21 protein-coding genes, 1 tRNA gene and 2 pseudogenes are annotated in these 23,554 nt (G+C 49.9%); 6 read left to right on the top strand and 18 right to left on the bottom strand.

Annotation, left to right across the window (positions count from 1 at the left end; all coding sequences use genetic code 11):
- Positions 1-61 precede the first annotated feature (61 nt).
- Together JMJ04_RS46040 and JMJ04_RS46035 are read right to left on the bottom strand one after the other, a co-directional pair.
- A complete protein-coding gene (locus JMJ04_RS46040) occupies positions 62-661 on the bottom strand; it encodes an XTP/dITP diphosphatase (protein ID WP_201377055.1) in 600 nt (199 codons plus the stop codon).
- A 152-nt stretch (positions 662-813) separates the two neighbouring features.
- Positions 814-2,172 (bottom strand): AAA family ATPase, encoded by a 1,359-nt coding sequence (locus JMJ04_RS46035; protein ID WP_236039204.1) that lies wholly within the window; start codon positions 2,170-2,172, stop codon positions 814-816.
- 353 nt (positions 2,173-2,525) lie between these two features.
- Between JMJ04_RS46035 and JMJ04_RS46030 the strand changes: the two genes are divergently transcribed.
- Positions 2,526-2,598 (top strand) — tRNA-Thr (locus JMJ04_RS46030).
- A gap of 130 nt (positions 2,599-2,728) precedes the next feature.
- Here JMJ04_RS46030 and JMJ04_RS46025 read toward each other — a convergent pair.
- Together JMJ04_RS46025 and JMJ04_RS46020 are read right to left on the bottom strand one after the other, a co-directional pair.
- Positions 2,729-3,865 (bottom strand): tyrosine-type recombinase/integrase, encoded by a 1,137-nt coding sequence (locus tag JMJ04_RS46025; RefSeq protein WP_201377054.1) that lies wholly within the window; start codon positions 3,863-3,865, stop codon positions 2,729-2,731.
- 33 nt (positions 3,866-3,898) lie between these two features.
- Entirely contained in the window at positions 3,899-5,089 is a 1,191-nt protein-coding gene (locus JMJ04_RS46020) for an IS256 family transposase (protein WP_201377053.1), read from the bottom strand.
- Here JMJ04_RS46020 and JMJ04_RS46015 point away from each other — a divergent pair.
- Complete coding sequence (locus tag JMJ04_RS46015; protein WP_201377052.1) at positions 5,088-5,555, top strand: hypothetical protein; 468 nt, start codon at positions 5,088-5,090, stop codon at positions 5,553-5,555. The genes JMJ04_RS46020 and JMJ04_RS46015 overlap by 2 nt on opposite strands.
- An 83-nt stretch (positions 5,556-5,638) precedes the next feature.
- Here JMJ04_RS46015 and JMJ04_RS46010 read toward each other — a convergent pair whose 3' ends face one another.
- Positions 5,639-6,235, bottom strand: coding sequence for a Uma2 family endonuclease (locus JMJ04_RS46010; RefSeq protein ID WP_201377051.1), 597 nt, complete (start codon positions 6,233-6,235; stop codon positions 5,639-5,641).
- 143 nt (positions 6,236-6,378) lie between these two features.
- The gene (locus tag JMJ04_RS46005; RefSeq protein WP_201377050.1) at positions 6,379-7,167 is read right to left on the bottom strand and encodes a hypothetical protein; all 789 of its coding nucleotides are present in this window, start codon (positions 7,165-7,167) and stop codon (positions 6,379-6,381) included.
- A gap of 424 nt (positions 7,168-7,591) precedes the next feature.
- Here JMJ04_RS46005 and JMJ04_RS46000 point away from each other — a divergent pair.
- Positions 7,592-8,745, top strand: a pseudogene (locus JMJ04_RS46000) (IS3 family transposase).
- 27 nt (positions 8,746-8,772) lie between these two features.
- Here JMJ04_RS46000 and JMJ04_RS45995 read toward each other — a convergent pair.
- The 5 genes and pseudogenes from JMJ04_RS45995 to JMJ04_RS45975 all read right to left on the bottom strand — a co-directional run bounded on the left by JMJ04_RS45995 (position 8,773) and on the right by JMJ04_RS45975 (position 12,328).
- A complete protein-coding gene (locus JMJ04_RS45995) occupies positions 8,773-9,354 on the bottom strand; it encodes a hypothetical protein (RefSeq protein ID WP_201377049.1) in 582 nt (193 codons plus the stop codon).
- A 9-nt stretch (positions 9,355-9,363) separates the two neighbouring features.
- Positions 9,364-10,517, bottom strand: a pseudogene (locus JMJ04_RS45990) (IS3 family transposase).
- 452 nt (positions 10,518-10,969) lie between these two features.
- Positions 10,970-11,332: a hypothetical protein gene (locus JMJ04_RS45985; RefSeq protein ID WP_201377048.1), complete on the bottom strand. Its 363-nt coding sequence runs from the start codon at positions 11,330-11,332 to the stop codon at positions 10,970-10,972.
- Positions 11,322-11,738 (bottom strand): hypothetical protein, encoded by a 417-nt coding sequence (locus tag JMJ04_RS45980; protein ID WP_201377047.1) that lies wholly within the window; start codon positions 11,736-11,738, stop codon positions 11,322-11,324. The genes JMJ04_RS45985 and JMJ04_RS45980 overlap by 11 nt, the downstream gene beginning before the upstream one ends.
- A 374-nt stretch (positions 11,739-12,112) precedes the next feature.
- Positions 12,113-12,328, bottom strand: coding sequence for a hypothetical protein (locus JMJ04_RS45975; RefSeq protein WP_201377046.1), 216 nt, complete (start codon positions 12,326-12,328; stop codon positions 12,113-12,115).
- A 188-nt stretch (positions 12,329-12,516) separates the two neighbouring features.
- On the opposite strand from JMJ04_RS45975, the gene JMJ04_RS45970 reads away from it, so the two are divergent.
- The 3 genes from JMJ04_RS45970 (at position 12,517) to JMJ04_RS45960 (ending at position 15,101) form a co-directional block, all read left to right on the top strand.
- Positions 12,517-13,242 (top strand): hypothetical protein, encoded by a 726-nt coding sequence (locus JMJ04_RS45970; RefSeq protein WP_201377045.1) that lies wholly within the window; start codon positions 12,517-12,519, stop codon positions 13,240-13,242.
- Between the two features lie 863 nt (positions 13,243-14,105).
- Positions 14,106-14,720: a hypothetical protein gene (locus tag JMJ04_RS45965; protein ID WP_201377044.1), complete on the top strand. Its 615-nt coding sequence runs from the start codon at positions 14,106-14,108 to the stop codon at positions 14,718-14,720.
- Positions 14,721-14,822: 102 nt separating this feature from the next.
- Positions 14,823-15,101 carry a hypothetical protein gene (locus tag JMJ04_RS45960; protein WP_201377043.1) on the top strand — a complete coding sequence of 93 codons (279 nt, stop codon included), beginning with the start codon at positions 14,823-14,825 and terminating at the stop codon, positions 15,099-15,101.
- Between the two features lie 431 nt (positions 15,102-15,532).
- Here JMJ04_RS45960 and JMJ04_RS45955 read toward each other — a convergent pair.
- From JMJ04_RS45955 to JMJ04_RS45925, 7 genes are all read right to left on the bottom strand, one after another.
- A protein-coding gene (locus tag JMJ04_RS45955) for an IS3 family transposase (RefSeq protein WP_420799497.1) occupies positions 15,533-16,652 on the bottom strand; the annotation gives its coding sequence in 2 pieces (ribosomal slippage) (positions 15,533-16,379 and positions 16,378-16,652; 1,122 coding nt in all).
- 817 nt (positions 16,653-17,469) lie between these two features.
- Positions 17,470-18,027 (bottom strand): DnaJ family domain-containing protein, encoded by a 558-nt coding sequence (locus JMJ04_RS45950; protein ID WP_201377042.1) that lies wholly within the window; start codon positions 18,025-18,027, stop codon positions 17,470-17,472.
- A 63-nt stretch (positions 18,028-18,090) separates the two neighbouring features.
- Positions 18,091-19,332, bottom strand: a complete 1,242-nt coding sequence (gene larC2 / locus JMJ04_RS45945) for a nickel pincer cofactor biosynthesis protein LarC2 (RefSeq protein WP_201377041.1) — start codon at positions 19,330-19,332, stop codon at positions 18,091-18,093.
- Positions 19,333-19,355: 23 nt separating this feature from the next.
- Positions 19,356-19,982 carry a hypothetical protein gene (locus JMJ04_RS45940; RefSeq protein ID WP_201377040.1) on the bottom strand — a complete coding sequence of 209 codons (627 nt, stop codon included), beginning with the start codon at positions 19,980-19,982 and terminating at the stop codon, positions 19,356-19,358.
- Positions 19,972-20,808 carry an RNA polymerase sigma factor gene (locus JMJ04_RS45935; RefSeq protein ID WP_236039203.1) on the bottom strand — a complete coding sequence of 279 codons (837 nt, stop codon included), beginning with the start codon at positions 20,806-20,808 and terminating at the stop codon, positions 19,972-19,974. The genes JMJ04_RS45940 and JMJ04_RS45935 overlap by 11 nt, the downstream gene beginning before the upstream one ends.
- Positions 20,809-21,081: 273 nt before the next feature.
- Positions 21,082-22,710 carry a choice-of-anchor D domain-containing protein gene (locus JMJ04_RS45930; RefSeq protein ID WP_201377038.1) on the bottom strand — a complete coding sequence of 543 codons (1,629 nt, stop codon included), beginning with the start codon at positions 22,708-22,710 and terminating at the stop codon, positions 21,082-21,084.
- 286 nt (positions 22,711-22,996) lie between these two features.
- Positions 22,997-23,554: glycogen synthase (locus JMJ04_RS45925; RefSeq protein WP_201377037.1), on the bottom strand; the 558-nt coding region annotated here is incomplete at its 5' end.

Raw genomic sequence — 23,554 nt, 5'->3', positions numbered from 1 at the left:
TGGTGGCGAATTGCAGTACGCATGCGAGGGTCTTTATTTAAATCACGTCTATCACATCCCATCACGCCTGGGGCCAGGTTGCAAGAAGGTGGCGTGCCTGGCGGGCGGCCGCTCCACGATGGCTAAGCGCGTTTTTCTGCTCAGCCGAAAGCTCGGCATTTGTTTTGTGCAGATCTGGAACCAGGAAAATGGGATCGTAGCCAAAGCCATGCTCGCCACGAGGGGCATCCGCGATCAAGCCCTCCATTGTCCCCTCGGCCAGGCGCAAAAGGCCAGATGGCTCAGCCAGGGCAATAACACAGCGGAAGCGCGCCGTACGCTGCGCAGCCGGAACATCGCGCAGGCGCTCCAGGATAATGCGGAAGCGTTCCGCATACGAGGTCTGCTCGCCCGCGAAGCGCGCCGAATACACGCCTGGTTCGCCATTGAGCGCATCAATCTCCAGGCCAGAGTCATCGGCGAGGGCCAGCATATTGGAGGCTTGAGCGTAGGCCAGGGCTTTGAGCGTCGCGTTCTCGGCGAAAGTCGTTCCCGTCTCCTCTACATCCAGATCCAGTTGGATATCCTTGAGGGACAGGAGTTGAAAGGGTAGATCTGAGAAGATCGCACGGTATTCGTCTAGCTTATGACGATTGGTGGTAGCCACCAGTAGGGCACGCATAGCAGAACTCCCAGCTAGATCAAAAATGAATATCGCGTCCCATCTTATCATAAGAGCCAATGCTTGTCGAGCATAAAACATCGTGCATCAAGGCAATTAAGTTGTAAAGGTGCAGTCAGCCGTAGAGGCCTATGAACGTCAGCGAGGTCAGGTTAGATGGCGGGTGGCGGCATTTGTGAAGCGTTCGCCTGATAACCAGGGAGGTAGCCGGGACTGCCAGGGACATTTCCGTTTAAGCTTGAAGCCTGCCACTGAGGAGAAGGCTGGTTGTGAGCGATTGGCGTTTCAGGCCCCTGGTGGCCAGGGTGACTGACAGACTCGCCGGAAGTCGAAGCAGTTGTATCAGATGCAGCGTGAGCGGTCGCGATTTCAGCAGTCGGCTCCGCATCCAGTTTCTCCTCTTGTAAGGCTGGCTCTATGGTAGCGGGTGCCGCTTCTACTTCCGCCTCTTCATCGGCGGGAATGTGAGCGATATCGAATTTGGGGAGGAAGGGATGGTGTGCGAGAAGAGAGGGCACAAGCGGCTTAATAAAAGGGTGAATGGCATAGCGGCCACGCGCCGATGCCGTCAAGAGATTAGCCTTCACCATCTTGCTCAAGAGCTGGCGTGCACAGTCATAGTCAAGCTGAAGAAGAGCGGCAACCTGCCGGGGCGTCAGGATCGGGCCATACTCATCGAAGAGGTGCAGGAGGCCCAGGCGCTCGCGCGTCAGCGTCTTATGAGCGCTCAACGTATCCAACGCCCGCTCTTCCTCCAGGCTCGCCAGGCGAAAGGAGAGCCGATCAGCTGGGCAATACAAAAGGTACGAGGTAGGCAAGAGCCGATTACCATGGACCTCAAGCGTGTAGAGCATCGAGACAGGAAGGCTCTTAAGATGCAGGTGATGATCGACCTGCGCAGCCAGAGGCGAAGAGCGCTTGCAGGAGTGCAGCAAGAGAATACTGATCTGGTGCTCCTCCGCCAGGCGTCGCAACAGGGCCAACAGCTCCCGATCATTGCCAGGGAAGAGCGAGCGCAATGAGGCGAGATCATCGATCACCAGTAGACATGAATCGGCATAGCAATGAATCCAGTCACAAAGCTCTTGCAGTCCCTCGCCAGGTGTCAGCGGCTTAAAGGCATTGGTCACAAACAAGTTGCTCAGCGCGGGTATATCTGGGCGCGAGGCATAGATGCGAGAGCGAATCTCATGCAAATGGGGCGTCGAACTGGTTAGAGAGAGGTAGAAAATGCTCCCCCGCCTGGGCCGCAGATGCTGCGAGGCATCATCGAGCGTGGCATCATGCGTCCCAAATGACGTCGTACCGGTTGCGATATCAAGCATCAACTGCTGCGCCTGCGAGGTCTTCCCACAGCGAGGATCACCACTGAGCAGCGTCAAGCCCACAGGCAGCAGATTCTGAATCACCCACGGCTGCAGCAGAAAAGAGGGAGCAACCAGGTCATAGAAGGAAGTAAAGGGCATCAGGGGGCGAACAAAGAGCTGATTCGACGGAGAAGTAGCAGACATAGAGTATCTCCTTTGTGAATCTTAAGCAAGACAACAGGAGAAGAATTACGCAGACAACGGAACGCCCTGGGCGTCAAAGCGAGGAGCACCACCACCACATTTTTCCGCACATAGAAGAAATCAAAGCATATATAATTCACAACATGCGTATAAAGCTTAACCAACACGGGCCATGCTTGTCAAGAGGCGAGGCAATGCATCGAAGAAGTCGATTAGAGTGGCGAGGAAAGCCGAGGCGCAGGAATTTTTGCCCCCTCTCAAATTCCTGCAAAAAAGTGCTTGACAAGGGAGGCGTGAGGCAGTTATAATCATAACCGTCAAAGAGATGAGGCAACGCAAGAAACTTCATCCAAGCCGATGTAGCTCAGTTGGTAGAGCAGCTCATTCGTAATGAGCTGGTCGCCGGTTCGAGTCCGGCCATCGGCTTTTTTTCATGCTCGCGAACACAAAGCAAAAGCCCCGAATGGCTACTAGAGCCGTTCGAGGCTTTTTGAATTTTATAGCTGAACAGCCAACTGTAGCAACGACTGTAGCAACGGCAAAAATTGCCACAAATTCACTTCCCTTTATCAAGATCTTCCTGTTTAAACGCTGAGTGCAATTGCTTCATTGCATCCGCTTGCATCGAAGGCAAAACGTGAGAGTAAATGTTCATGGTTGTAGAAATGTCGCTATGCCCAAGTATCTCCTGCACCACCTTCGGATGAACCTGTAAACTTAGAAGTAACGTGGCAGCTCCATGCCTCAAATCATGGAAACGAATATCGGGGAGGCCAGCCTCTTTTAAAAGTCGCTTTAAATGCACCGAGGAGACATGATTAGGACTCAGGTATGTGCCATCATGCGCACAGAACACATAATCATTGTCCTGCCAGGAATCGCCAGCAATACGCCGTTGCTCATCCTGCTTTAGACGATGCTCTATCAAAGCCTCCACCGCCAGGAGAGTCAGGACGATACTACGCCTACTCCTCTGTGTTTTCGTTTCAGCCTCCACCAGAACATCCTGGCTCTCACCTCGCACCTTCGTAGGAACACGACTCAAGGTACGCCGCACATAGAGTACGCCATGTTCAAGATCAATATCGCTCCACTTCAAAGCAAATAGCTCCCCACGACGCATTCCCGTAGTGAGAGCCAGGACAAACAACGCCTCTAGTGGATGATCTTTTGCAGCTTCTAAGAGCTTACGCGACTGATCAGGAGTGAGAGGCTTCACTTCCTTGCGCTTTTCACGTGGAGGAGGAACGGCGTTACAAACGTTTTTCCCGAGCAAGCCTAACTTTACTGCATCATCTAGAGATTTATGCAAGACCTGATGAATGATCCCAACAGTCGACGCAGACAAACCCTCTTCAAGCTTTTCTGCTTGAAGAACCTGTATATGTTGTGGCTTGAGATCCTGTAGTTTTACATTGCCCAGGCGAGGGATAATATGAAGACGAGCAATCTCCTCATAACGCTCATATGAACGAGCACGCAATGTATGCTTTACTGTATACTCTAGCCAATGCATGAGGAACTGCTCTATTGTCTGTTGCGACCTCTCGACAAACGTACCTTGCTGTATATTCTGCTGGACCTCGCGCAGTTTCGCATAAGCGTCAGCCTTTTTCTTGAAAGCGAAGGTTTTACGTTTTCCATCAAGCGTGATGCTCGCAATATACAAGCCATCACTCTGACGTTTGTACACAGAACCCTCGCCATTTGCCTTCTTGGCAGTATGTCAAGTACTGTGTAAAAGGACAAGATCTGGCTGAGCTTGCGATGCTGGTGGCATCGTGAGCTTGTGGAAGGTCAAGCCGCGAATGACGGCATAGAAGAGCAGCAGACAGCTCCCCTCATTGCGAAACGCGGCAGCCATCTTGTGCGAACGACGTTTGACTTCTCCAAAGAGCCGCTCACTGACATTGTTGATGCGAATGGTCTTCCAGTGCGTCTTCGGAAAGGCGTAAAAGGTGAGACAAGCCTCCAGATCCCGCTGCAAGCACTCTACCGCGGTGGGATAGACCTTCTGGTACTTCTCAAGGAAAGCAGCCACGGCTTGATCGGCCTGCTGTCGGCTTTCTTGGGAAAAGAGGGCTTTGAGCTCAGGTTCAAGCTGTTCTCGCTGCTTGCTCGGAACGTAACTGAGCACGTTCTCCATCTTGTGCAGAACACAGCGTTGTCTCTGTGCGGTCGGGAAGTGCTTGGTGATGGCATTGAGCATGGCTCGGTTGCCATCACTGATCCAGAGCCCGATTTCCTTGACTCCTCGTGCTTTGAGATCCTCCATGAGATCTTCCCACGCCTGCTGATTCTCCCGATCCCCCACGCGAAAAGCCAGCACTTCTCGCTCTCCGGTGATGGCAATGCCCACCACCGCCAAGATGGGCATCTTGCAGCCTTCGCTCTGGTAGATCACGGTGAAGTAGGTCCCATCGGCAAAGGCGTAGGCATAGCGCTGAGCTAGGGGACGGGCTTTCCACTGCTCATACTCCTCTTGCAGCGTATGAAACACCCGCGAGACGGTTGAGGCACTCGGATGCAAACCGGTTAATGTCTCGATGATCTCTCCGACTTGAGCCATGCTCACTCCTTTGATGAACATGTCTTGCATGGCGCCATCCAGCTCGTCGCGGCGGCGATGATAACGCTCAAACAACTGCGTGTGATACCCTCCTCGCGTGCGAGGAACGGGCACATCGGCGATTTCTCCCACAGTGGTGTCCAGATGACGGCTGTAGTGTCCGTTGCGTTGATCTCGACGGTGTTGGCTGCGCTCATACGGCTTGGCTCCAATAAAGGCCGTCACTTCTTCTTCCAGCACATTGATGAATGCGATGCGAACGGCGTACTGGAGTCGCTCTTTCACCAGCTGCTCAAAGGCCTCTTGACGGGTGATGATGTCTTCGCTAGAGTGATCGTAAAGGGTCATGGCTATCCTCCTGGTTCAGTTTCACTACATTTTCCAGTTCAGGATACCAGACCTTTTTTTTACACACCACTCAGAATACTGCCACATTTCTTTTCTCCTAGGTGATGTAAAAATCTCCACAGAAGACATAGAAGAGTACAAGACAGGCAACCACGTCCAACTCTACATAGCAGAAATAGGCATCAAGCCAAGCTTAAACAAAAACCTAAGACGTAAGTATGGATCTCGGCTCATCTCTAGATTCATGGACACGGTAGTCGACCTGGGACGAAGAGGCGCGATCGTAGAAAAAATGATAGCAGTAGGAGCAACAAAAAGCGGCATCAGACTTCTACAACACTTCGGCTTCAGTGAAGTGATGTTCCCCCGGCCAGACACAAGGTTGTTTGTCATTGATATAAAGGAGTCTGGAGCACCAATAATACGTGCTTACCGAGAAGCATTAAGCGAAAGCATGAAAGAGTAAAAATACCCCTGACAGTTTAGAACTGTCAGGGGTATTTTTTGTTCTAAGGGTAGGCTATGATTCAAAACGCCATCTTATAACATCTACATAAAGAACTGCTCCACAGTCACAGGCAACCCAGGCAAAACCTGAGAAGGTAACACATCATCAGCAATAAAAAGCCCTAAAGAGCGATACATTCCACGATCCAGGACCAACATCTCCACCACATGAGCATCGGGAGTCACAACCCAATATTCAGGAACTCCAGCTGCAGCATATGCCTGAAGCTTTTCACTCAAATCATGACGTGCAGTGCTCGGAGAGGCCACCTCTACCACAAGATCAGGAGCACCCACAATACGAGAACCAATATCCTGATCAAGATGCTCGTTCAGAAGCACAAAAACATCAGGTTGTACGATATTTCCATAGCTCAACTCCACGTCTAGAGGAGCCACGTACGCCTTTCCTAAGCCCGTGTTCTTCACATAAAAACGCAAGTAAGACGCTATTGCGAGAACAATATCCTGATGATTCGAGCTTGGAGAGGGTGCCATATACAAGACTCCATTCACCACTTCATAACGATGCCCATCCTCTGGTATCGCTGCATATTCCTGATATGTCCACCGCCCTTGACCTGGACCTGGAACCCAATCAGCAGGTGTCACTGAAAACAGTTTTGCTCTTGTCGTCATATAGATCCTGCCTCTCTCGTCAAAAACCTGTTTCAGAGATAAGCATAACACATCGCTTGCATAACAGAACGCTCTTTATTGCTCCGGTATTTCCTCCATTTCAGCACATATCATCAAACGAATGCTGATAGACCTCTCTTGGCTTATTTCTGGTACCATTGAACTGGCGGGATACCATCAAGCCAACGCTCAAACCAATCTTCTAATGATCCATCGATACGAAAGAGACGGGTATATACTTCATCGCCTCTCAATGTTGGTTCTCCACCGTAGGGTCCCGAGGCGTCATACAGATGGCCGCTTTTTGCATGGAGATAAATATGATCCTGTCCCTCGTCCTCACAGAGGTGTAAAAAGTAGGTTGGCCACTCGCGTTCAGAAAGGCTGATCTCTCTAGGGTGATCATATCTCTCTTCATGTTGCTCTAAATCAAACGGTATAGGGTCAAATAAGTCAGTATACGCTTCTCCATATTTCTCGACTACTCTCTCCTTCTGCATCGCGGTGTAGCGAGGATCTCGGCGAGTCCAATAGCAGAAACCTCCCAAGGCTCCAGTCAGCCCTCTGCCTGGCCCAAAACCACCATTAGCAACCTGAAGATAGAGCGTTCGCAGAAGAGGAGGATGTTCAAAGCCCATCACGGCTTCACTCAGGCGAAGTTGCTCTTCAGTGGCCAGTGGAAACTCAAAGTGTGTTTCCAGATCATGACTTGGCTCACGCATTTGTAGTTTTCCATTGATATAGAAGTAACCTCTATGACTGGTATAACTATGATAATCAGGACCATACCAGTTCTGCAGACGACATCGCTCTACAATACGCTCACAAAGATGTTTATAACGATCATCGTCTTGTTGATTCGCTTGAACCATCACATGCTCCATTTCTATGGAATACACAGATAGTATCATAATAAAAGCGTCTTTAGCCACAAAGACAAAAATATCATACTGCCAGCCTCAATAACAGCATCCAACTGTGACACCAATTGAGACACCAAAGACAACCTATAACATGCAATAATTTTAGACAAACTTCAACAAGCCAAAACCACATAAGATAGCTTTGCAGGCTTCTCAAAGTAGCTATAGAGCCAGTGAGAAATAAACCGTGGCGTAGTTCAACTCTCCCCTATCTCCACCAACGAAGCCGCTTGTAAAGTCTCTTCACAGGCGGCTTTCTTTTGCTGTCATTAGTTGTCAGATAGTAAGTGAGAGCAAAACTGAGAGCAAAACCATTCTACTCACTCCTCTTGCAACCAACGCTCTATGGACTGCACCCATTTTCCCGGACAGTGATCGAAGTCAACTTCGCGAAAATATCGTACACTGAGAAAGACGCGAAGGAGAAGAAACGATGCACAAGCGACAACACAGCCGAGAATTTAAACTGGATGTCGTCCGTCAGGTGAGTACCGGCCAGAAGCGACCAGCCCAAGTCTGCCGCGAATATGGACTGGCTGCAAGTGTTCTCTCGCGGTGGCGCAAGGAGTATCAGGAGCGCGGAGAGTTGGCCTTTTTGTCCACCGAGTCAGGACCGGCCACTGAAGCCTCACGGGTAGCCGAATTAGAGCGTTTTTGTGGACAATTGGCGTTGGAGAATCAGGTGTTAAAAAAAGCCTTGCAGAGCAGAGGGTTGGGGAGCGTCACGCCATGATCCAACAGGCTCATCAAGACCACCCGGAACTCTCGGTGCTACGGCTGTGTGAATGGTTCTCCGTGAGTCGCAGTTGGTACTATGAAGCCAAGCTCGAACAGGGAGATGAGAGAGAAACGGAGCTGCGCGATCACATTGAGCGAATCATTTTGGAGTTTCCCGGCTATGGCTATCGTCGCGTCACTCGTGCTCTGGCACGAGCAGGTTGGAAGGTCAATCATAAACGCGTCTTGCGGATCATGCGGGAAGAATCCTTGTTGTGTCATCTGAAAAAACGATTTGTGGTTGCGACGACCGACTCGCGGCATAGGTTCCCGGTCTATCCCAATGTGTTAGCCGATCGGGTACTGACGGCACCCGATCAGGCGTGGGTGGCTGATCTCACGTACATCCGCCTGCGGGGAGCTTTTGTGTACCTGGCTTGTATCCTGGATGCGTTCTCACGCCGGTGCGTGGGGTGGTTCCTCTCACGGGAGATGACGACTCAGTTGACCCTGGCCGCCTTGAACCAGGCCATTGCCGAACGCCACCCAGCTCCCGGCTTGATCCATCACAGCGATCGTGGCGTCCAATATGCGAGTCACGACTATGTGGAGCAGTTACAGGCGATTGGCGCGCACATCAGTATGTCGGCCGTGGGGAATCCGTACGACAATGCCAAAGCCGAAAGTTTCTTTAAGACGTTAAAAATGGAGGAAGTGTATCTCAAAGAGTACGAGTCATTTGCCGATGCAGAAGCCAATTTACAGGAATTCATCGAGCAGGTGTACAATACCAAGCGCTTGCATTCTAGCTTGGGGTATCTTCCGCCTGCTGAGTTTGAGGAAGCCTATGCCTCTGTGGCCAGAAGTTGACTTCCTCGTGTGTCCGGCAAAAGGGGTTCACTCCACTACCAACCCATCGTACCTTCGACAAAACCACATGTCGCTCTCACTCACCTCTCCCTCACCTGGTACAGGTATCCATCGCTCCATATTCTGTCCCTTCAACCACCAGAGCAGTGACTCATCCCGTGTACCCTCAAAATCAAGAAAGCCGCAGATACCTCCGCCGTCAACTAACAATGTGCTAAAGAGTCTCCGCAGAGAATGCGAGTAAGCCATCAAATCACTCATGTCATCAGTGGCCGATACAAATCGGAATGACACTGGAGATCCTGGTTTTTCTCGTCTGAAATCTATGGTGAGATATAAATAACCGAAGGTCACATATCCCTGCTCGTCTACAACAAACAACTCATCTCCCCACTCATTCTCCCGAAACGCCGATCGTTCATCCTCATCTACTTGCAGCCACAAACTTACGTCAAAGCGCAGCTCGGGTATTTGCTCATTATAAAACAAGGAGTCGGTTTTGTATTCAGAGTCAAAGGGAACATCAATAACATCACCTTCTGGCACATGCAGAAACATATGGTTAGAAAAAGCAGGAGATGCTTGGAGTGAACCCCTTTTGCCGGACACACGAGGAAGTCAACTTCCGGCCACAGAGGCATAGGCTGCCTCAAACTCAGCAGGCGGAAGATATCCCAAGCTCGAATGCAGGCGCTTGGTATTATATACCTGCTCGATGAACTCCTCTAAATTGGCTTCTGCATCGGCAAACGATTCGTACTCTTTGAGATACACTTCCTCCATTTTTAACGTCTTAAAGAAACTTTCGGCTTTGGCATTGTCATACGGATTGCCCACGGCAGACATACTGATGTGGGCTCCAATTGCCTGTAACTGCTCCACATAATCATGACTAGCATATTGGACGCCACGATCACTGTGATGGATCAAGCCAGGAGCAGGGTGGCGTTGGGCAATAGCTTGGCTCAAGGCGGTCAGGGTCAACTGTGTCGTCATCTCTCGCGAGAGGAACCACCCCACGCACCGGCGTGAGAAGGCATCCAGGATACAAGCCAGGTACACAAACGCTCCTCGCAGGCGGATGTAGGTGAGATCCGCTACCCACGCCTGATTAGGTGCTGTCAGGACCTGATCGGCCAGCACATTGGGATAGATCGGGAACCGATGCCGCGAGTCTGTCGTTGCTACCACAAACCGTTTTTTCAGATGACACAACAAGGATTCTTCCCGCATGATCCGCAAGACGCGTTTATGATTGACCTTCCAACCTGCTCGTGCCAGAGCACGGGTGACACGACGATACCCATAGCCGGGAAACTCCAAAATGATGCGCTCAATGTCATCGCGCAGCTGCGTTTCGCTCTCATCTGCCTGGTCGAGCTTCGCTTCATAGTACCAACTGCGACTCACGGAGAACATTTTGCACAGCCGCTGCACCGAGAGGTCCGGGTGATCTTGATGAGCCTGAAGAATCATGGCGTGACGTTCCCCAACCCTCTGCTCTGCAAGGCTTTTTTTAACACCTGATTCTCCAACGCTAATTGCCCACAAAAGCGTTCTAATTCGGCTATCCGTGAGTCTTCCTTGGTTGATCCTGACTCGGTGGACAAAAAGGCCGACTCTCCACGCTCTTCATACTCCTTGCGCCATCGAGAGAGCACACTTGCAGCCAGCCCATATTCGCGGCAGGCTTGGGCTGGGCGCTTCTGGCCGGTACTCACCTGACGGACAACATCCAATTTAAATTCTCGGCTGTGTTGTCGCTTGTGCATCGTTTCTTCTCCTTCGCGTCTTTCTCAGTGTACAATATTTTCGCGAAGTTGACTTCGATCACTGTCCGGGAAAATGGGTGCAGTCCAGCTAGCTTTACAAGAGACCTCAGCATCTTCCAGACGTTTTCCCTCTGGACATATAAGTAATATCTGTAATTGTATCCCAATTTAAGCCACCTCGTACCTTCTGGCTTTACTACCAGTTGCGCATCCAAACAATCAAACGGTCCAATACACATTCTAATACAAGGAAGAGCTTAGAAGAAATAAAGAGCAGCAAGACTGTAGCAACTGTAGCAACGACTGTAGCAACACCCACCAATTTATACAAGAAATTGCCAATACCAGCAAACAAAGAACCTGGATTTTAAGCACCAAGAGGGCAAACACAAATGCCGACAAACAAGCTGAGCCGACTCCGGCCATCGGCTCTTTTTTTATGCCCATAAACTTTATTCCACCTCATTCTCTCCGTGTTTTTCCTCCCAGTGCAGTTTTGCATGGCAGTTCACACAAAGCACATCACACTTGGCAATTTCCTCGACGAGTCGTTTCTGGCTGGTTGGTTTTATAGCCATCGTTGCCATATTAAAGCTCTTGCTTGATTGGTCTCGATGATGAAATTGAAGTACGGCAGGGTGGCTGACACCACAATACATACATTGAAGGGAACTTTTATACTCTCTGTACCATTTAATGATTTCTTGTTGCTTCCTCTTCCGTCTGGCGATAACTTCATCTTTGTGTTTTTGGTACCATTGTTTGCCATACTCTCTTGAATGTTGCGCACGCTTCTCAGGGTCTTTATATGGCATCAATCATCCCCTTTCTACCCTCTTCATCCTTTGATAAAACTTCTCGCCAATCGTCAAAATCGTGGTTTTCATTCCAGTGATGGATGGCATGACAGTTACCACACAGCACATCGCATTTCGCAATCTCTTTTTCCAGGCGCTTCGCTGATATATATGATCTGCCAATAATATCGCACATAGCAAAATCTTTTTCTGCTGGGTCGCGATGGTGAAAATGAAGACAAGCTGGATGATTTTCGCCACACCGAATACAACAAAGAGTCGTTTTGTACTGATTAAACCTTACCTTTAGCTCATTTCTACGACGATTACGACCTTCAATTATCCGCTTTTTATGTTTCTGATACCAGATTTTGTTATATGCACGATAGTAAGCCTTGTGTTCCTCGTCGCTCCCAAAAGTCATATTCCACCACCCATTAACACTACAAATTACATTCATTTTTTGCTATACAGGTTAAATATGAATATCACAATATCTAGATGCTACAAATGATTATATTACAGAAAATGTTCTAAAACAATAGAAAAACGGTTACAAATTATTCATAAAATAGAGCATATCCACCTATTTTCCCTTAAACAAAATGCCCTTTTATAGCATACATAAAAGGGCTTTCTTTATCTTTGAGTCAGGCAAGTCGTTGGCGGAACTACTTTATCCTGGCAATCTCTTCATCCAGCTCCCACTTGTTAGCGAAGACGCGGCCACCGCAATAGATCGTTCGACGCGCAAACTCATCAGGGGTCGTCGAAATATCCCACTCCCTCACCTCTTCCTTAAGGGTGAAAGAACCAGGGTTCAGCCAGCGTATACTTCTCATCAAACGCCCAGAAGGGACAAGCCTCACCATATTTGTGAGCAAACCATTCAACAGACGTAGCACAAAAAACAGCCCATCGATGGGCATAGAGATTTGTCATATCATAATCAGGAAGAGGATCGGCTATCAACGCAGGCCGTTGATCAGCGTGGTAGGCATACCAGTTATTCATAAAATTGCCCAATGCTACCTAGGGCTGCATACCATCCAGTACCTGCTCAAATGAAAGCTTCATCGTCTGCTAATGATCGAGCTTCATAAATGATACAATATTTGCAACAGCATAAATTATCTTGCAAGTTATTATAACCCATTACATGACGGTAATAATCTACACAATTCATTTTAAGAAGCAAGCGGGTGAGTACTGATGACAGAGCAAGTAAAGCCAATCTCGTCCCACGATTTTCCAGCCTCGTGCGTGTTTTGAAATTTCTCGCCAGCAGTGGTTTGCGCCCCCACGCCATACAATTTTCCTGGTTTGATCAGAAACGCTGGCTAACCCGCTCATATAAACAGCCTTTCAATACAGATCCAGACAAGGGATTTAGGCTTGAAGATGAGGCTATGCTCCAACAACAAGTGCAGGCTTCGCAACAAGGACGTATCCTTGTTGCCAATATGGGAATATCTTATCGCCTTGAATTAGAATATGGATATTATCGATTGTGCTACACACAAGTTCCAACCGCCCGCCATCGGCTCATCCACAATCTGCTTGCGGAAAAAGACATTACTCAGTATGAATTAACCGATATGGTTGATGAGGGGAGAATGCTCCCACCATATCAAGATGCGAGAATAGAAGATTGCAGCGGAACAATAGTGACGCCAGTGAAGATTTACCATTTCTGGTTGGATTGGGTAAATGGCCAGTATTCCCTTGGTGATAAGAGTAGTTACACATCTTATACTGGCGAGATACGTACATTCTGGAATGAATTGGAAGCTGAAGATTACATGGGTAGCATTAAAGATGCGCGAAGGCGTATGACGCTGCGCAGGCGTGTCGAGAACCCACAAACCGATGAGTCAGGCGAGATGTGGGAAATACGCGAAGAAGAAGCCAATATAGCTCGTCCTTGAAATACAGTTATTTTGTGAGCAAACGTCGCTACTAACATAAGTCATATAAACACATATTGGGTGTATACGCGTGTCCCAATGGCTTCATCGTTGCCGACTCCTCTAACATCCACATAACACAGGAAGTGTTGTATACTTGAGTCAATCAAACGTTTAAATAAACAAACATTTAGTGTGAGGCTTGCAATGTTCAATCAAGCACTTTTACTTGTTGAAATCAGCCCACCAACGAGAGAGTTTGCTATAGTTTTTACATCTCTCATGATCATTTGTTTAGTTATTGCATGCATCTACATCTATCGGGACATAAAATCGCACCAATGTCAAGAAAAACGTTGGTTGTGGTATAAACGCCCACCTGTTATTGGTACAGGTCTAGCTACATCATTTGCGCTGATAAACATACTTATGCTTGCACAGACAACCAATATCATTCCCAATCATTCCTTCGCTACACCCCTCATTTTCATACTGGTATCCACAAACATACCTCTAGCTTTATATTTCATACTCGCCATTGCCAATCAGAAAAAAGACGAACAACCACCACCATTAAAGAGATAAGCTGACTTTCAAAGTTGCATCAAACCCATCGTATGAGGTGATTTCTATGGCAAAATCTTCCAAATGGTATCTCTTTTCGACCTTCCTATTCCTCATCTTTGGACTTATCAATATGATTAACATCTTCGCCGCAAACATATACATAAGTTCTAATCCTATACGTGGCAGCATCCTCGATTTCATTATCAGCGCAGTATTTTTCTGCCTCTATCTTGATCAAAAGCGTCGAAAATAACCCATGTACAAAGTACTGAATGTTTGAGACTTTTAATAGTATTTTGCTTTTCAGGAGATATAATATGTCTGAACACAAAGACCAGCAATGGGCAGTAGATGAGATGGCTGACTGGTTAGCTCACCCGATGGGATTTGGAGAGAGACCAACGGAAGCACACGTCATCTATGAAAATGAGGTTCAATGGCCGAGTGTAGGTTTCACAAAAATCTTCCTCGTTCAATATGAAATGAGTAATGGTGTAAAGGGAATCGGCTTCACAGGACCGATCACATGGAGCTTTATCGCGATTGATTGGAAAAATTGGACCAGTTTCGCCCATGAGGAGTTAATCTATTGCTATGCAGGATGGTATATACAATTCACCCTCTCACACCAGGAAAACTATGTGAGTGAATCGATCCCAGAAGCAAAGCAGGAGTTTTTCGAGCGGCTCAGAAGAGATGGCTACCAGGACCTTTTGTTAAAAGATCAATTCACCCTTGATAATGATGAGGGAGGAACGAGCTTCTATACTGTCGAAGCAAACAAAGATGGGAAGAGCTTCTATGCAATTGGTACCGTTGGTGAGTATAAAATCTATGAAAAAGAGTTCGTCCCAATGAAACACCTTCCTCCTTTCTTCTATTATCTGGGACAAGAATTAGATCCCTTCACCCAGGACGATGAGGATGCATAAGCACTATTAGCAGTTCTATTTGTTATTGGCTATCCTCATGCGTTGTCATAAATATACAGGAAAAATAAATGTGAGCGATTACGAATAGGCTCTGGAGGGCATATGAAGTACATTGAAGCCGGGGTTATTTTGCTGGGACTCCTCGTTGGCGCTATTGTTGGCAGCATGATCCCAATTGGCAATGGGAATGCAGCGCTTATCTGTGCCTTACTTATACCCGCTCTTGGCTTGCTAGTCCTCTTCTTGATCAAATTGAGACGTAGAAAAATGTCACTAGAGGAGCGCAACCAGCAAAACCAGTTCGTCCATCAACATGATCTGAATAGCGCCAACACCACGGCGGAGCTGGCGCAGTATACTGCGACAAAGCTTTCTCACTAATAGGCTCTATTCAAGCAAATAGTCGTTGCTATCGATCAATCACACTGCACTTACCTGGGAAAAGAACTCAACACGAACTAATAGTAGCTATGAAGAAAGCCACCTATGAAGAATCTTCACAGATGGCTTTCTGTTGTTTTTCTTTCTGCTTAGCAGCTGAACGAGGCGATGACAGCAACGTAAACATCCCCAGCCACAAGAGCAAAACTTCACCCTGCAATTTCTTGGATTTTACCTTCTCTTCTTCTCAGGCATATATATTGCTACCATACAGATAGGTCTCCTACCTCATAAGTCTTTTTCTATACGCTAGAGATTATTCTTCTTCCCATTGCCTGTATCATTAACATCTATTATCTCTGGTATGGTGGTACCGTTTGTCTAGACAGAAATGGGCCAATTTTGAGAGTAAACTCAGCATTATGGAAAAGTCATGACGAATGTTTGGAGCGATACACCACAAAAGGTGTTTTGTAGTCCAGCGACTGGTGATATCGCTCATGATTGTAAAACTGGAAGTAGTGAGTCAGTCCACTCCTCGCCTCTGAAACCGTTTGGTAGTCTTTGAGGTAAACTTCCTCATACTTCACACTGCGCCACAAACGTTCTACGAACACGTTATCTAAGGCTCGCCCTCGCCCATCCCAGCTGATGCGAATGTTTGAGCGAAGCAGACGAGTGGTAAACTCGTGACTGGTAAACTGAACCCCCTGGTCAGTATTGAAAATCTTGGGTTGCCCAGCCCCCAGAGCCCGATCAAGCGTATCGACACAGAAACCAGTGTCCAACGTCGTTGAGAGCTCCCAGGCCAGGACGTAGCGGCTAAACCAATCAATGATGGCCACCAAGTAGACAAACCCTCGGGCCAGGCGGATGTAGGTAATATCGCTACTCCAGACGTGATCTTGGCTGGTGATACTCACTCCTCTCAAGAGATACGGATAACGTACGCTTGGTTCGCCAGGTCGGCTCAGCCGTGGTTTGGGATAGATCGTCTCTAGCCCCATTCGTTGCATGAGTCGTCTGACGCGTTTGCGGTCTACCTGATATCCTTGCTCGGCAAGAAAAGTGACCATCTTGCGCTTCCCGTAAAAAGGCGTCCTGGTATACTGTTCATCAAGCAAGCGCATCAAGAGAAGATCTTCCTCGCTCTCAGGGACAGGCTCATAATAGTAACTTGAACGGGCCAGCCCCAACAGCTCACATTGACGAACGATCGACAAGTGAGGATGCTCAGGCTCGATGAGGAGCCGCTTCTGCTCAACGGGAAAGACCAGATTTTTTTTTCAGGAAATCGAGCTCGACTTTGAGCTGACCGATTTCTTGATACAAGTTGGCGATTAAGGCTTCTTCGCTCTTGGCCCGCTCATGACCGTTGCGTGCGAAGATCTGTGGCAGTTCATCAAGCACTTGCTTTTTCCATTGCGTAATTTGAGTGGTGTGAACTCCATACTCAGATGAGATCTCGTTGAGGGTCTTCTGTCCCTTGATGGCTTCTAAGGCCACTTTCACTTTAAAGTCACTATTGTACTTCTTCGGCGAACTTGCCACAATCTGCCTCCTTGTGGATGTACTCTCCCTCCTGCTATTTTATCTCATCTCCCTGTCCAGTTTTCCGCCCCCATTATACTGGCAAATACTTGTGAAAAGAAAGAGGCGTGAGGCGTAGTGATCATATATGGATGTTCCAGAGGTGGCAAGCTATATGTCATCGCACCAGGGAAACAGATCTTTCAACAGGTAAAAAGCAGTATGATCCCTACATTTACTGATTTTGGGCAGGTAATCGAGGATTTTGTTGCGCTCATTTATGTGCAGTGTCCACGTTGTCAAAGATGTGCGCAGGTGAGGAGAATGCCTGACGATAAAAAGGAGCTTCTCGCTGATACCTCCGATAGTGGTGTGCGCAGGAGTTATCAAAGTAGCTGGAGTCCCAGGAAGTTGAGCTGCCTTCATTGTAGCTATACAGCACTTTGACAAGGAAAAATGCAGCACAGAGGCGGGGCTTACGACTGGTATTTTGGTCTGCCATTGTGGCTACAGACGCCTTGTTGTGGAGAGGTACTCTGGGCGTTTAATGAAGAGCATATACGTTTTTTGGAGCAGTATGTGACAGCCAGGCAACGCATCAAGTCTTACGTTAAAGGCCAGATACGAAATAGAACGCTGGCAAGCAGGCTCCCAGCATGGATGAAGAGCGCGAAGAATCGGAGCGAGGTTATAAAAGGGCTTGGGCGGTTGAGAGAGCGGCTACAAGGAATCTAGCATGGTGTCAGTAAAACAAGGTCGTAATATAAAGCGGGGCGGACGCGAAGTGAAGATATATGAGCGATTTCGCGTCCGCCCCGTTATCCAGCTAGCTCATTAATTAGAGGTCGAAGGGTGGGCAGGTGGTGTTGAACTCGTTGAGGAGTTTCTCAACCTGGATGAGGGGCTGGTGCATGGCGGTGGGAACGCTGATATTGAGGGTGAGGATGCGCTTGTTGAGTTTGCGCAGGGCCTCCTCGTAGTCAGCGGCTACCTTGGCCCGGCTTTCGTTGAAGATACGTTTTTCCTGGCGGCTGGGCGAGAGACGGCGTGCCCGTAGTTCGCGATAGCGGTTGGTGATAGGGTCAAGCTTTTTCGCCAGTTGCTCACGCTGCTTCTCAATCTCCTGGACGAGGGCCACTTCGGGCGGCAGCTCGTTGTTATTTTTGAGCAAGCGATAGGCCAGATTTTTGTCTCCAGCATAGGGGTTGTCATCGAGATTGAGAGGCTTCCCCACACCTGGAAGGTTATCAAATTCGCCTCGCTGCTGCGCTTCGTGGATCATCTCTTCGATGTAGTCGCGATACATGCGGCCCCCGAGACGACCGCTGTTGCCTCGAAGCTGCTCGGCCTGCTTCTTCTCTCTACCAGGCACTTTGCGCCAATCAACAAAATCCATAGAAGTACCTCTTCTTACGTTAGTTCTTGTTGAGGTTCCATTACAAAATGGAGTCTTTTACGTTCATACTTTTTTTCTATTACCTATTATAAGCGTTTGTACCTCACTGCGTGCAACCTCGTAGACATCGGCAAGCGGAATGTTGCGCTCACGAGCGACGCGGGCGCATTCCTCATATTCAGGAGAGGCGCTGATGAGCTGCTCGCCAAGGTATTTGACCTTTACAAGCATGGGGCCAAAGCGGGTCTGGATGGTGCGCGGCTCGCGCCGGGCCTTGAGGCGCTGCATATGCTGGAAGCGCACACCAAGTGTAGTGGTCTCGCGCAGGAGGCTCATGGCAAGCTGTTCACCGAGTTCGGGCGGGGCGATGACGCGAATGAGCGTAGCGGGTCGATTCTTCTTCATCTGCATGGGAGTGTAACTCACATCAAGTGCGCCCAGCTCTAGCAGGTGATCGAGCAGGCCGCCCAGCAATTCACCGCTCATATTATCGATATTGGTTTCGAGCACGGTCACCCAATCGGTCTCGGCCTCGGACTGCTCTAGAGTGGTTTGGACAGGAGAAGGCAGAGAGAGCCTCTCGGGTGCAAAAAATAGATTGCCAAGGCAGAGACGCAATGAGCGGGCGACATTGCCGCTCCTTTCTGAAGAACACCCATAGCCGGCTTGTGTTACATGGATATTAACTGGCTCAAAGCTGGCCAGTTCGGACAGGAAAGCTGCCCCTTCCAGAGAGACTTGTTTATTGTCAGGTGTGCTATACCAAACAGCCTGAACACGAATCAGCATCTCCAGGACTTCAGGAAGCAGCAAGGGTTCCTGGCCATGCGGTCCCTGGCGAGAGCCAGCGGACATGGGAAGCGGAGAGGCATAGATTTCATCCAGGTTGAGCATATCAAGCCCCAGCACCAAGGTGATAAGCCAGAGCAGAGGAGTAATATCGGGTAAGGTGACATCCTCAATAGGGATGTTTCGTAGCTTGCTGGTAGCCTGAGCAAGGTGCTGGACCATAGCCAGTATCGGTTGGCGCACAGGCTCTTTGAGCGCCCCAGGTGGGAGCAGTACAGGAGTTTCAGCCAGTTTCCAGGGAGAGAGCGTCTCTGACGTGGTGAGGGTAAGCGTGGCGCTCCTCCCGCTAACCGGGGCCTGCTGTCTCTGCGAGGTAATAGTATGATCTGGTAGCGGGAGCGCGGCCATAGCTTTTTTGAGGGCCTCAATGTCAAGCCCGATATCAAAGAGCGCCCCAAGAAACAAAGGGGCGGTAATGCCATCATAGCAATCAAGATACACAACCCGGTTTTGCATAGAAGAGACCTCAAAGTGCTAGGTTACGATAGGCGTTCAAGCCAGGCGGCTTTGCGTTCTGATGAAAGATGCGCGCTAGCGGCAACGGCCTGGGCAAATGTGAGCGATTCCTGATTCTCGCCATAGGGGCCACGCGGCTCGGCGACCTTCAGGCCTGGGCGAGAGAAGGTGTTGGACGGCTCACGGCTGGCAAAGAAGGCTTCAATGGCCGCGGGTGAATATCCAAGCACGCCTGCTAGGCACTGAGATAGAGTAGCAGGAATGCTCCCCGGAAGCAAGGCACGTCGCTCCAGTAACTGAACAATATCTTCGCTCAATTCAAGTACGTCGGCGAGTTGGCGCGGTGTGACAGGCTGCTGCTGACGGCTCTCGAAGAGGCTGCGCACAGCAACATCCTGGGTAGGTAACTGAGCCTGGGAAGTGTAGGCGCGCTCAAGGGCTTCACGCGAGACCTCTGAGAGCGAGGCCAATGAGGTATTCATGGGCAAAGGAGCCTCAAAGGCCTGGTAGTAGCTGATAAAGTCGAGCAGTTCCTCACGATACTGAGGGTAGCGCGCGAGATAGGCAGAGAGTGAGGGCGATCTGCCCTCCTGGGCTTCCTCCGCATAGCGCGCGGTAATGCGCATAATTTCTTCGCGTTCATGCTCCATCTTTTAGAACCTCCTCCTCCTGTTGTAACAAAAGACGTAGTTGTTCCAGGGCCTGGCGCTTACGATTGCGCACGGTACGGTCAGTAATGCCAAGGGTGCATGCGACCTCTCGCTCGGTTTGCTCCTGCCAGAAGAGGAGCAGCAGGATCATGCGCAGGTGGCGAGGCAGCATCTGTACCAGGCTAAGCAGGGCGCTGGTCTCGACCGAGCGCAACATATGTTCGGCGCGGGCATCTTCGACTTCGATCTGCGCCTCCTCGCCGTTATCAAGGAGGACCGGGCGCTCCAGGCTTTGCAAGACAGCGCGTGGAATACGCGAGCCACGCTCGACGTCACGATCGCGCCAGCGTCCCTCGCGCATCATAAAGGCGCGGAAGATGTGCTGGCGTTCGTAGCGCAGGCAGTGGTGGAAGTGCTCTTCCCAGAAGTGGCGCTCGGGGTCGAGCAGGGCGCGTACAATGGCTTCATACAGATCGGCGCAGAGATCGGCGTTCAGCATGCGCCGCTCGTCCTCGTGGAGCGCGAGATGGGCAAGGACGCCACGCGCCCAGGCCTCGTTCTCATACTGTGTGCGCCTGATAATGACCTCGATCAGGCGGCGCTGTTTGCTCGTTTGCGAGGGTGAGTGGCAGGCACGCACACAGCGCACCAGGACTTCAAGGGGGGTTTCCGCCGCTTCCACCCGTTGCCAGAAGAGATATTCCTGCTGATTGTCTGCCTGCTCATCAAGGGACAGAGTCTCATAGTGCTGTTTGAGTTGAGTACGCCTGTGTGCCCACCGCGCCTCCTGCTCCCGCTCCTCAAGTGCCACACTCGTCCATTCCACCGTCCAAAACCTCCGACCAACACCCACAGCGCATAGGAATGGAGGATAGCTCATCCCGTACCTATGCTATACTCATTTCTTCTGCCCTCAAGTATAGACATACGCGTATCACCTGTCAATCATGGGAGGACCTAAGCATTGAGGCTCTCCAATTGCTTTCGTCTCGGCTCGCAGGCTCGCCTATAAATAGGAGATATGGAAGTGTGGCGTGGGCAAAATGCCCACGCCACACTTCCATATCTCCTATTAGTGGTTTAAGGTGAGAAAAGCTGTTTAGTTGATGGGCCCGTTGTAGCTGGCGCTGACGTTGATATCGTCAACATAGACGCGATTGGTCGAAGAGTTCAGGATCATCAAGCGTGAGAAAGGATTTGTCGTCGAGAGGTCGTTATCGATTGACCCGGCAGAGGTGCCATTCAACCAGAGTTCTGCGTGGCCGCTGGTAGCCTGGTTCAGGCCAATCTCAACGCTATACCAGGTATCGGCTTGAATACCATTGGCGGGTGAGGAGAGGATATAGACCTGTCCTCCATTGCCCCAGATGAAGGTATCAAGCGCCTTGGTATTGGCGTTATAGACAATCTCCCAGGCATTGTTGCCATTGTTATTGCGACCAAGCGCGATATCGGTTCCGATAGAGAGATCACTGATGCGGAAGTAGAGGCGGGTATAGCTCTGGGTCACCGGGCCTGAGGGCATGGTTGTATAAATGTAGCTATACTGATTGGCGCTATTGATAAAGGCCGCCGCGTGCGTACCTCCATGCACCACCGTCGTCTGTACACTTGCCTGTCCTGTGCTATCGGCATTAGTAAATGTCCACTTGGTGAAATTGCCGGTCTCAAAGTCATCCTGGAAGTAGGATACCTGCGTCACGCCCGTACCGTTGAGAGGAATGGAATAGGGGGTCACGCTGGCACTGGTGGCAATAGCAAGAGAGGCGCTACGATCACCGGCTACAGGCGGCGTAAAGCTGACCGTGATATTACAGGAAGTGCTGCTGGCAAGCGAACTGCCACAGGTGTTTGTTTGGGAGAAGTCGCTAGCATTCGTACCAGTGACGCCGATACTATTAATATCGAGCGCAGAAGCACCGGTATTTGAGAAGGTTACGGTACGTGCGGCGGTGCTATTGACGCCCTGTTCGTTGAAGTCAACGCTGCTAGGAGCAAAGTTGACATCGGGCCCCGCGTTAGTCGGGCCATTATAGGTATCGGCAACCACAACATCGTCAATATAGGTAGTGGTCGCGATTTTGTCGAAGAACATCAGGCGCGCATAGGGATTGGCATTCGAGAGATCGGCATCAACCGAACCAATAGAGGAGCCATTGACCCAGACCTCTCCGTGTCCGCTAGTTACTGAGTTGACATACACCTCGACACAATACCAGGTATTGACCTTAAAGATGTTGGAAGGACTTATAAAGCTATGCAGGTTGCCTTGACCATCCCAGAAGTAGACATCCAGGCCATGAATATCGCGGTCGAAGTCGACGCCCCAGACGCTCCGGTCATTGTTATTGCGTCCAATCGCCAGTTCGGTGCCGCTGGAGAGTCCGTCAAACGTGGAGTAGCGGACATAGAAGCGGGTATAGGCACTCGTGCGAGCGCTGGAGAGGGCGGTATAGACATAGCTGATCTGTCCGGGGTTAAAGGTATTGGTCAAGGCCAGGGCATATGATCCAGTATGGGTCACCTGGGACTGTACCGTGGACTGACCATTTTGATCGCTGTTACTGAACGTCCATTTGCTTGTATTCCCGCTCTCAAAACCATCGCTGAAATAAGTTTGCGCCGCGTGCGCCGGGCGTGGAAGGAAGGCAAACGTAACCATCAGGAACGCTGAAAGTACGAGGAGCCGTAACCCACGCTTTGTCATCCTTGGCAAAACATGCTGCATATTCTACTTTCTCCTAATCTGGTAATGTGAACGATCTCACCTGGAACACACAAGGTCACCTCCTGGTGATTCTCCCACCAGGGAATAGCGATTGCCTGGATCTCCATCAGAGCATAGCAGACAGTGGTTGTGAGAGTGTATTTATCAAGGTGAGAAGGCTGTGCTTATCCAGAGAGAGAAGTAGATATTGTGTAAATGTCCTTATCAAGGAAGAGAGAGACACCTACTCGGAGCGAAAGTCCTGAGCAGGTGTCTGACAATGAGCCTGGTTGTATCCTGGAGAAACTTATTCGCCGCTGTCGTGGAAGGCGAGGGCGTTGCGGTAGATATCGACGTAGCGACGGGCGGAGGCGCCCCAGGAGTGGTCCGCCTGCATACCGCGAATTTGCAGCGTACGCCATACATCTTTGAAGCGATAGACGGTCAGGGCGCGCATGATGGCGGCGAAGAGCTGCCAGGGGTCGTAGTCGTTAAAGAGGAAGCCATTGCCGGTATCGCTAGCGGGATCGTAGTTCTGGACGGTATCGGCGAGGCCACCAACGTTACGGACGATAGGGACGCAACCATAGCGCATGGCGATCATCTGGTTCAGACCGCAGGGTTCGAAGCGTGAGGGCATCAGGAACATATCGCTACCGGCATAGATGCGCTGCGCCGTCTCAGTATTGAAGGTCAGGAAGACCGCAACCTGGTTGGGATAGCGCGCGGCAAGGGTCTGGAAGAGCTCATGATAGTGCTGATCACCTATCCCCATGACCACAAGCTGAATACCCTGGTCCAGCAGTGGATGCACAATCTGGGAGATCAAATCGAGACCTTTCTGGTCGGCGAGGCGCGAGATCAT

The organism is Ktedonobacter robiniae (assembly GCF_016587375.1).
Taxonomy (GTDB): Bacteria; Chloroflexota; Ktedonobacteria; order Ktedonobacterales; family Ktedonobacteraceae; genus Ktedonobacter; species Ktedonobacter robiniae.
This window is presented reverse-complemented; position numbering and strand designations above follow the sequence as displayed.

Excerpts from the sequence above, each read along its gene's own strand:
- JMJ04_RS45965 (WP_201377044.1), top strand. The coding sequence starts at position 14,106 with ATGTCTGAACACAAAGACCAGCAATGGGCAGTAGATGAGATGGCTGAC.
- JMJ04_RS46020 (WP_201377053.1), bottom strand. The coding sequence starts at position 5,089 with ATGACCCTTTACGATCACTCTAGCGAAGACATCATCACCCGTCAAGAG.
- JMJ04_RS45950 (WP_201377042.1), bottom strand. The coding sequence starts at position 18,027 with ATGGATTTTGTTGATTGGCGCAAAGTGCCTGGTAGAGAGAAGAAGCAG.
- JMJ04_RS45975 (WP_201377046.1), bottom strand. The coding sequence starts at position 12,328 with ATGAATAACTGGTATGCCTACCACGCTGATCAACGGCCTGCGTTGATA.
- JMJ04_RS46035 (WP_236039204.1), bottom strand. The coding sequence starts at position 2,172 with ATGTCTGCTACTTCTCCGTCGAATCAGCTCTTTGTTCGCCCCCTGATG.
- JMJ04_RS46010 (WP_201377051.1), bottom strand. The coding sequence starts at position 6,235 with ATGACGACAAGAGCAAAACTGTTTTCAGTGACACCTGCTGATTGGGTT.
- JMJ04_RS45940 (WP_201377040.1), bottom strand. The coding sequence starts at position 19,982 with ATGGAGCATGAACGCGAAGAAATTATGCGCATTACCGCGCGCTATGCG.
- larC2 (WP_201377041.1), bottom strand. The coding sequence starts at position 19,332 with ATGCAAAACCGGGTTGTGTATCTTGATTGCTATGATGGCATTACCGCC.
- JMJ04_RS45985 (WP_201377048.1), bottom strand. The coding sequence starts at position 11,332 with ATGCCATATAAAGACCCTGAGAAGCGTGCGCAACATTCAAGAGAGTAT.
- JMJ04_RS46015 (WP_201377052.1), top strand. The coding sequence starts at position 5,088 with ATGGCTATCCTCCTGGTTCAGTTTCACTACATTTTCCAGTTCAGGATA.
- JMJ04_RS46040 (WP_201377055.1), bottom strand. The coding sequence starts at position 661 with ATGCGTGCCCTACTGGTGGCTACCACCAATCGTCATAAGCTAGACGAA.
- JMJ04_RS45930 (WP_201377038.1), bottom strand. The coding sequence starts at position 22,710 with ATGCAGCATGTTTTGCCAAGGATGACAAAGCGTGGGTTACGGCTCCTC.
- JMJ04_RS45980 (WP_201377047.1), bottom strand. The coding sequence starts at position 11,738 with ATGACTTTTGGGAGCGACGAGGAACACAAGGCTTACTATCGTGCATAT.
- JMJ04_RS45960 (WP_201377043.1), top strand. The coding sequence starts at position 14,823 with ATGAAGTACATTGAAGCCGGGGTTATTTTGCTGGGACTCCTCGTTGGC.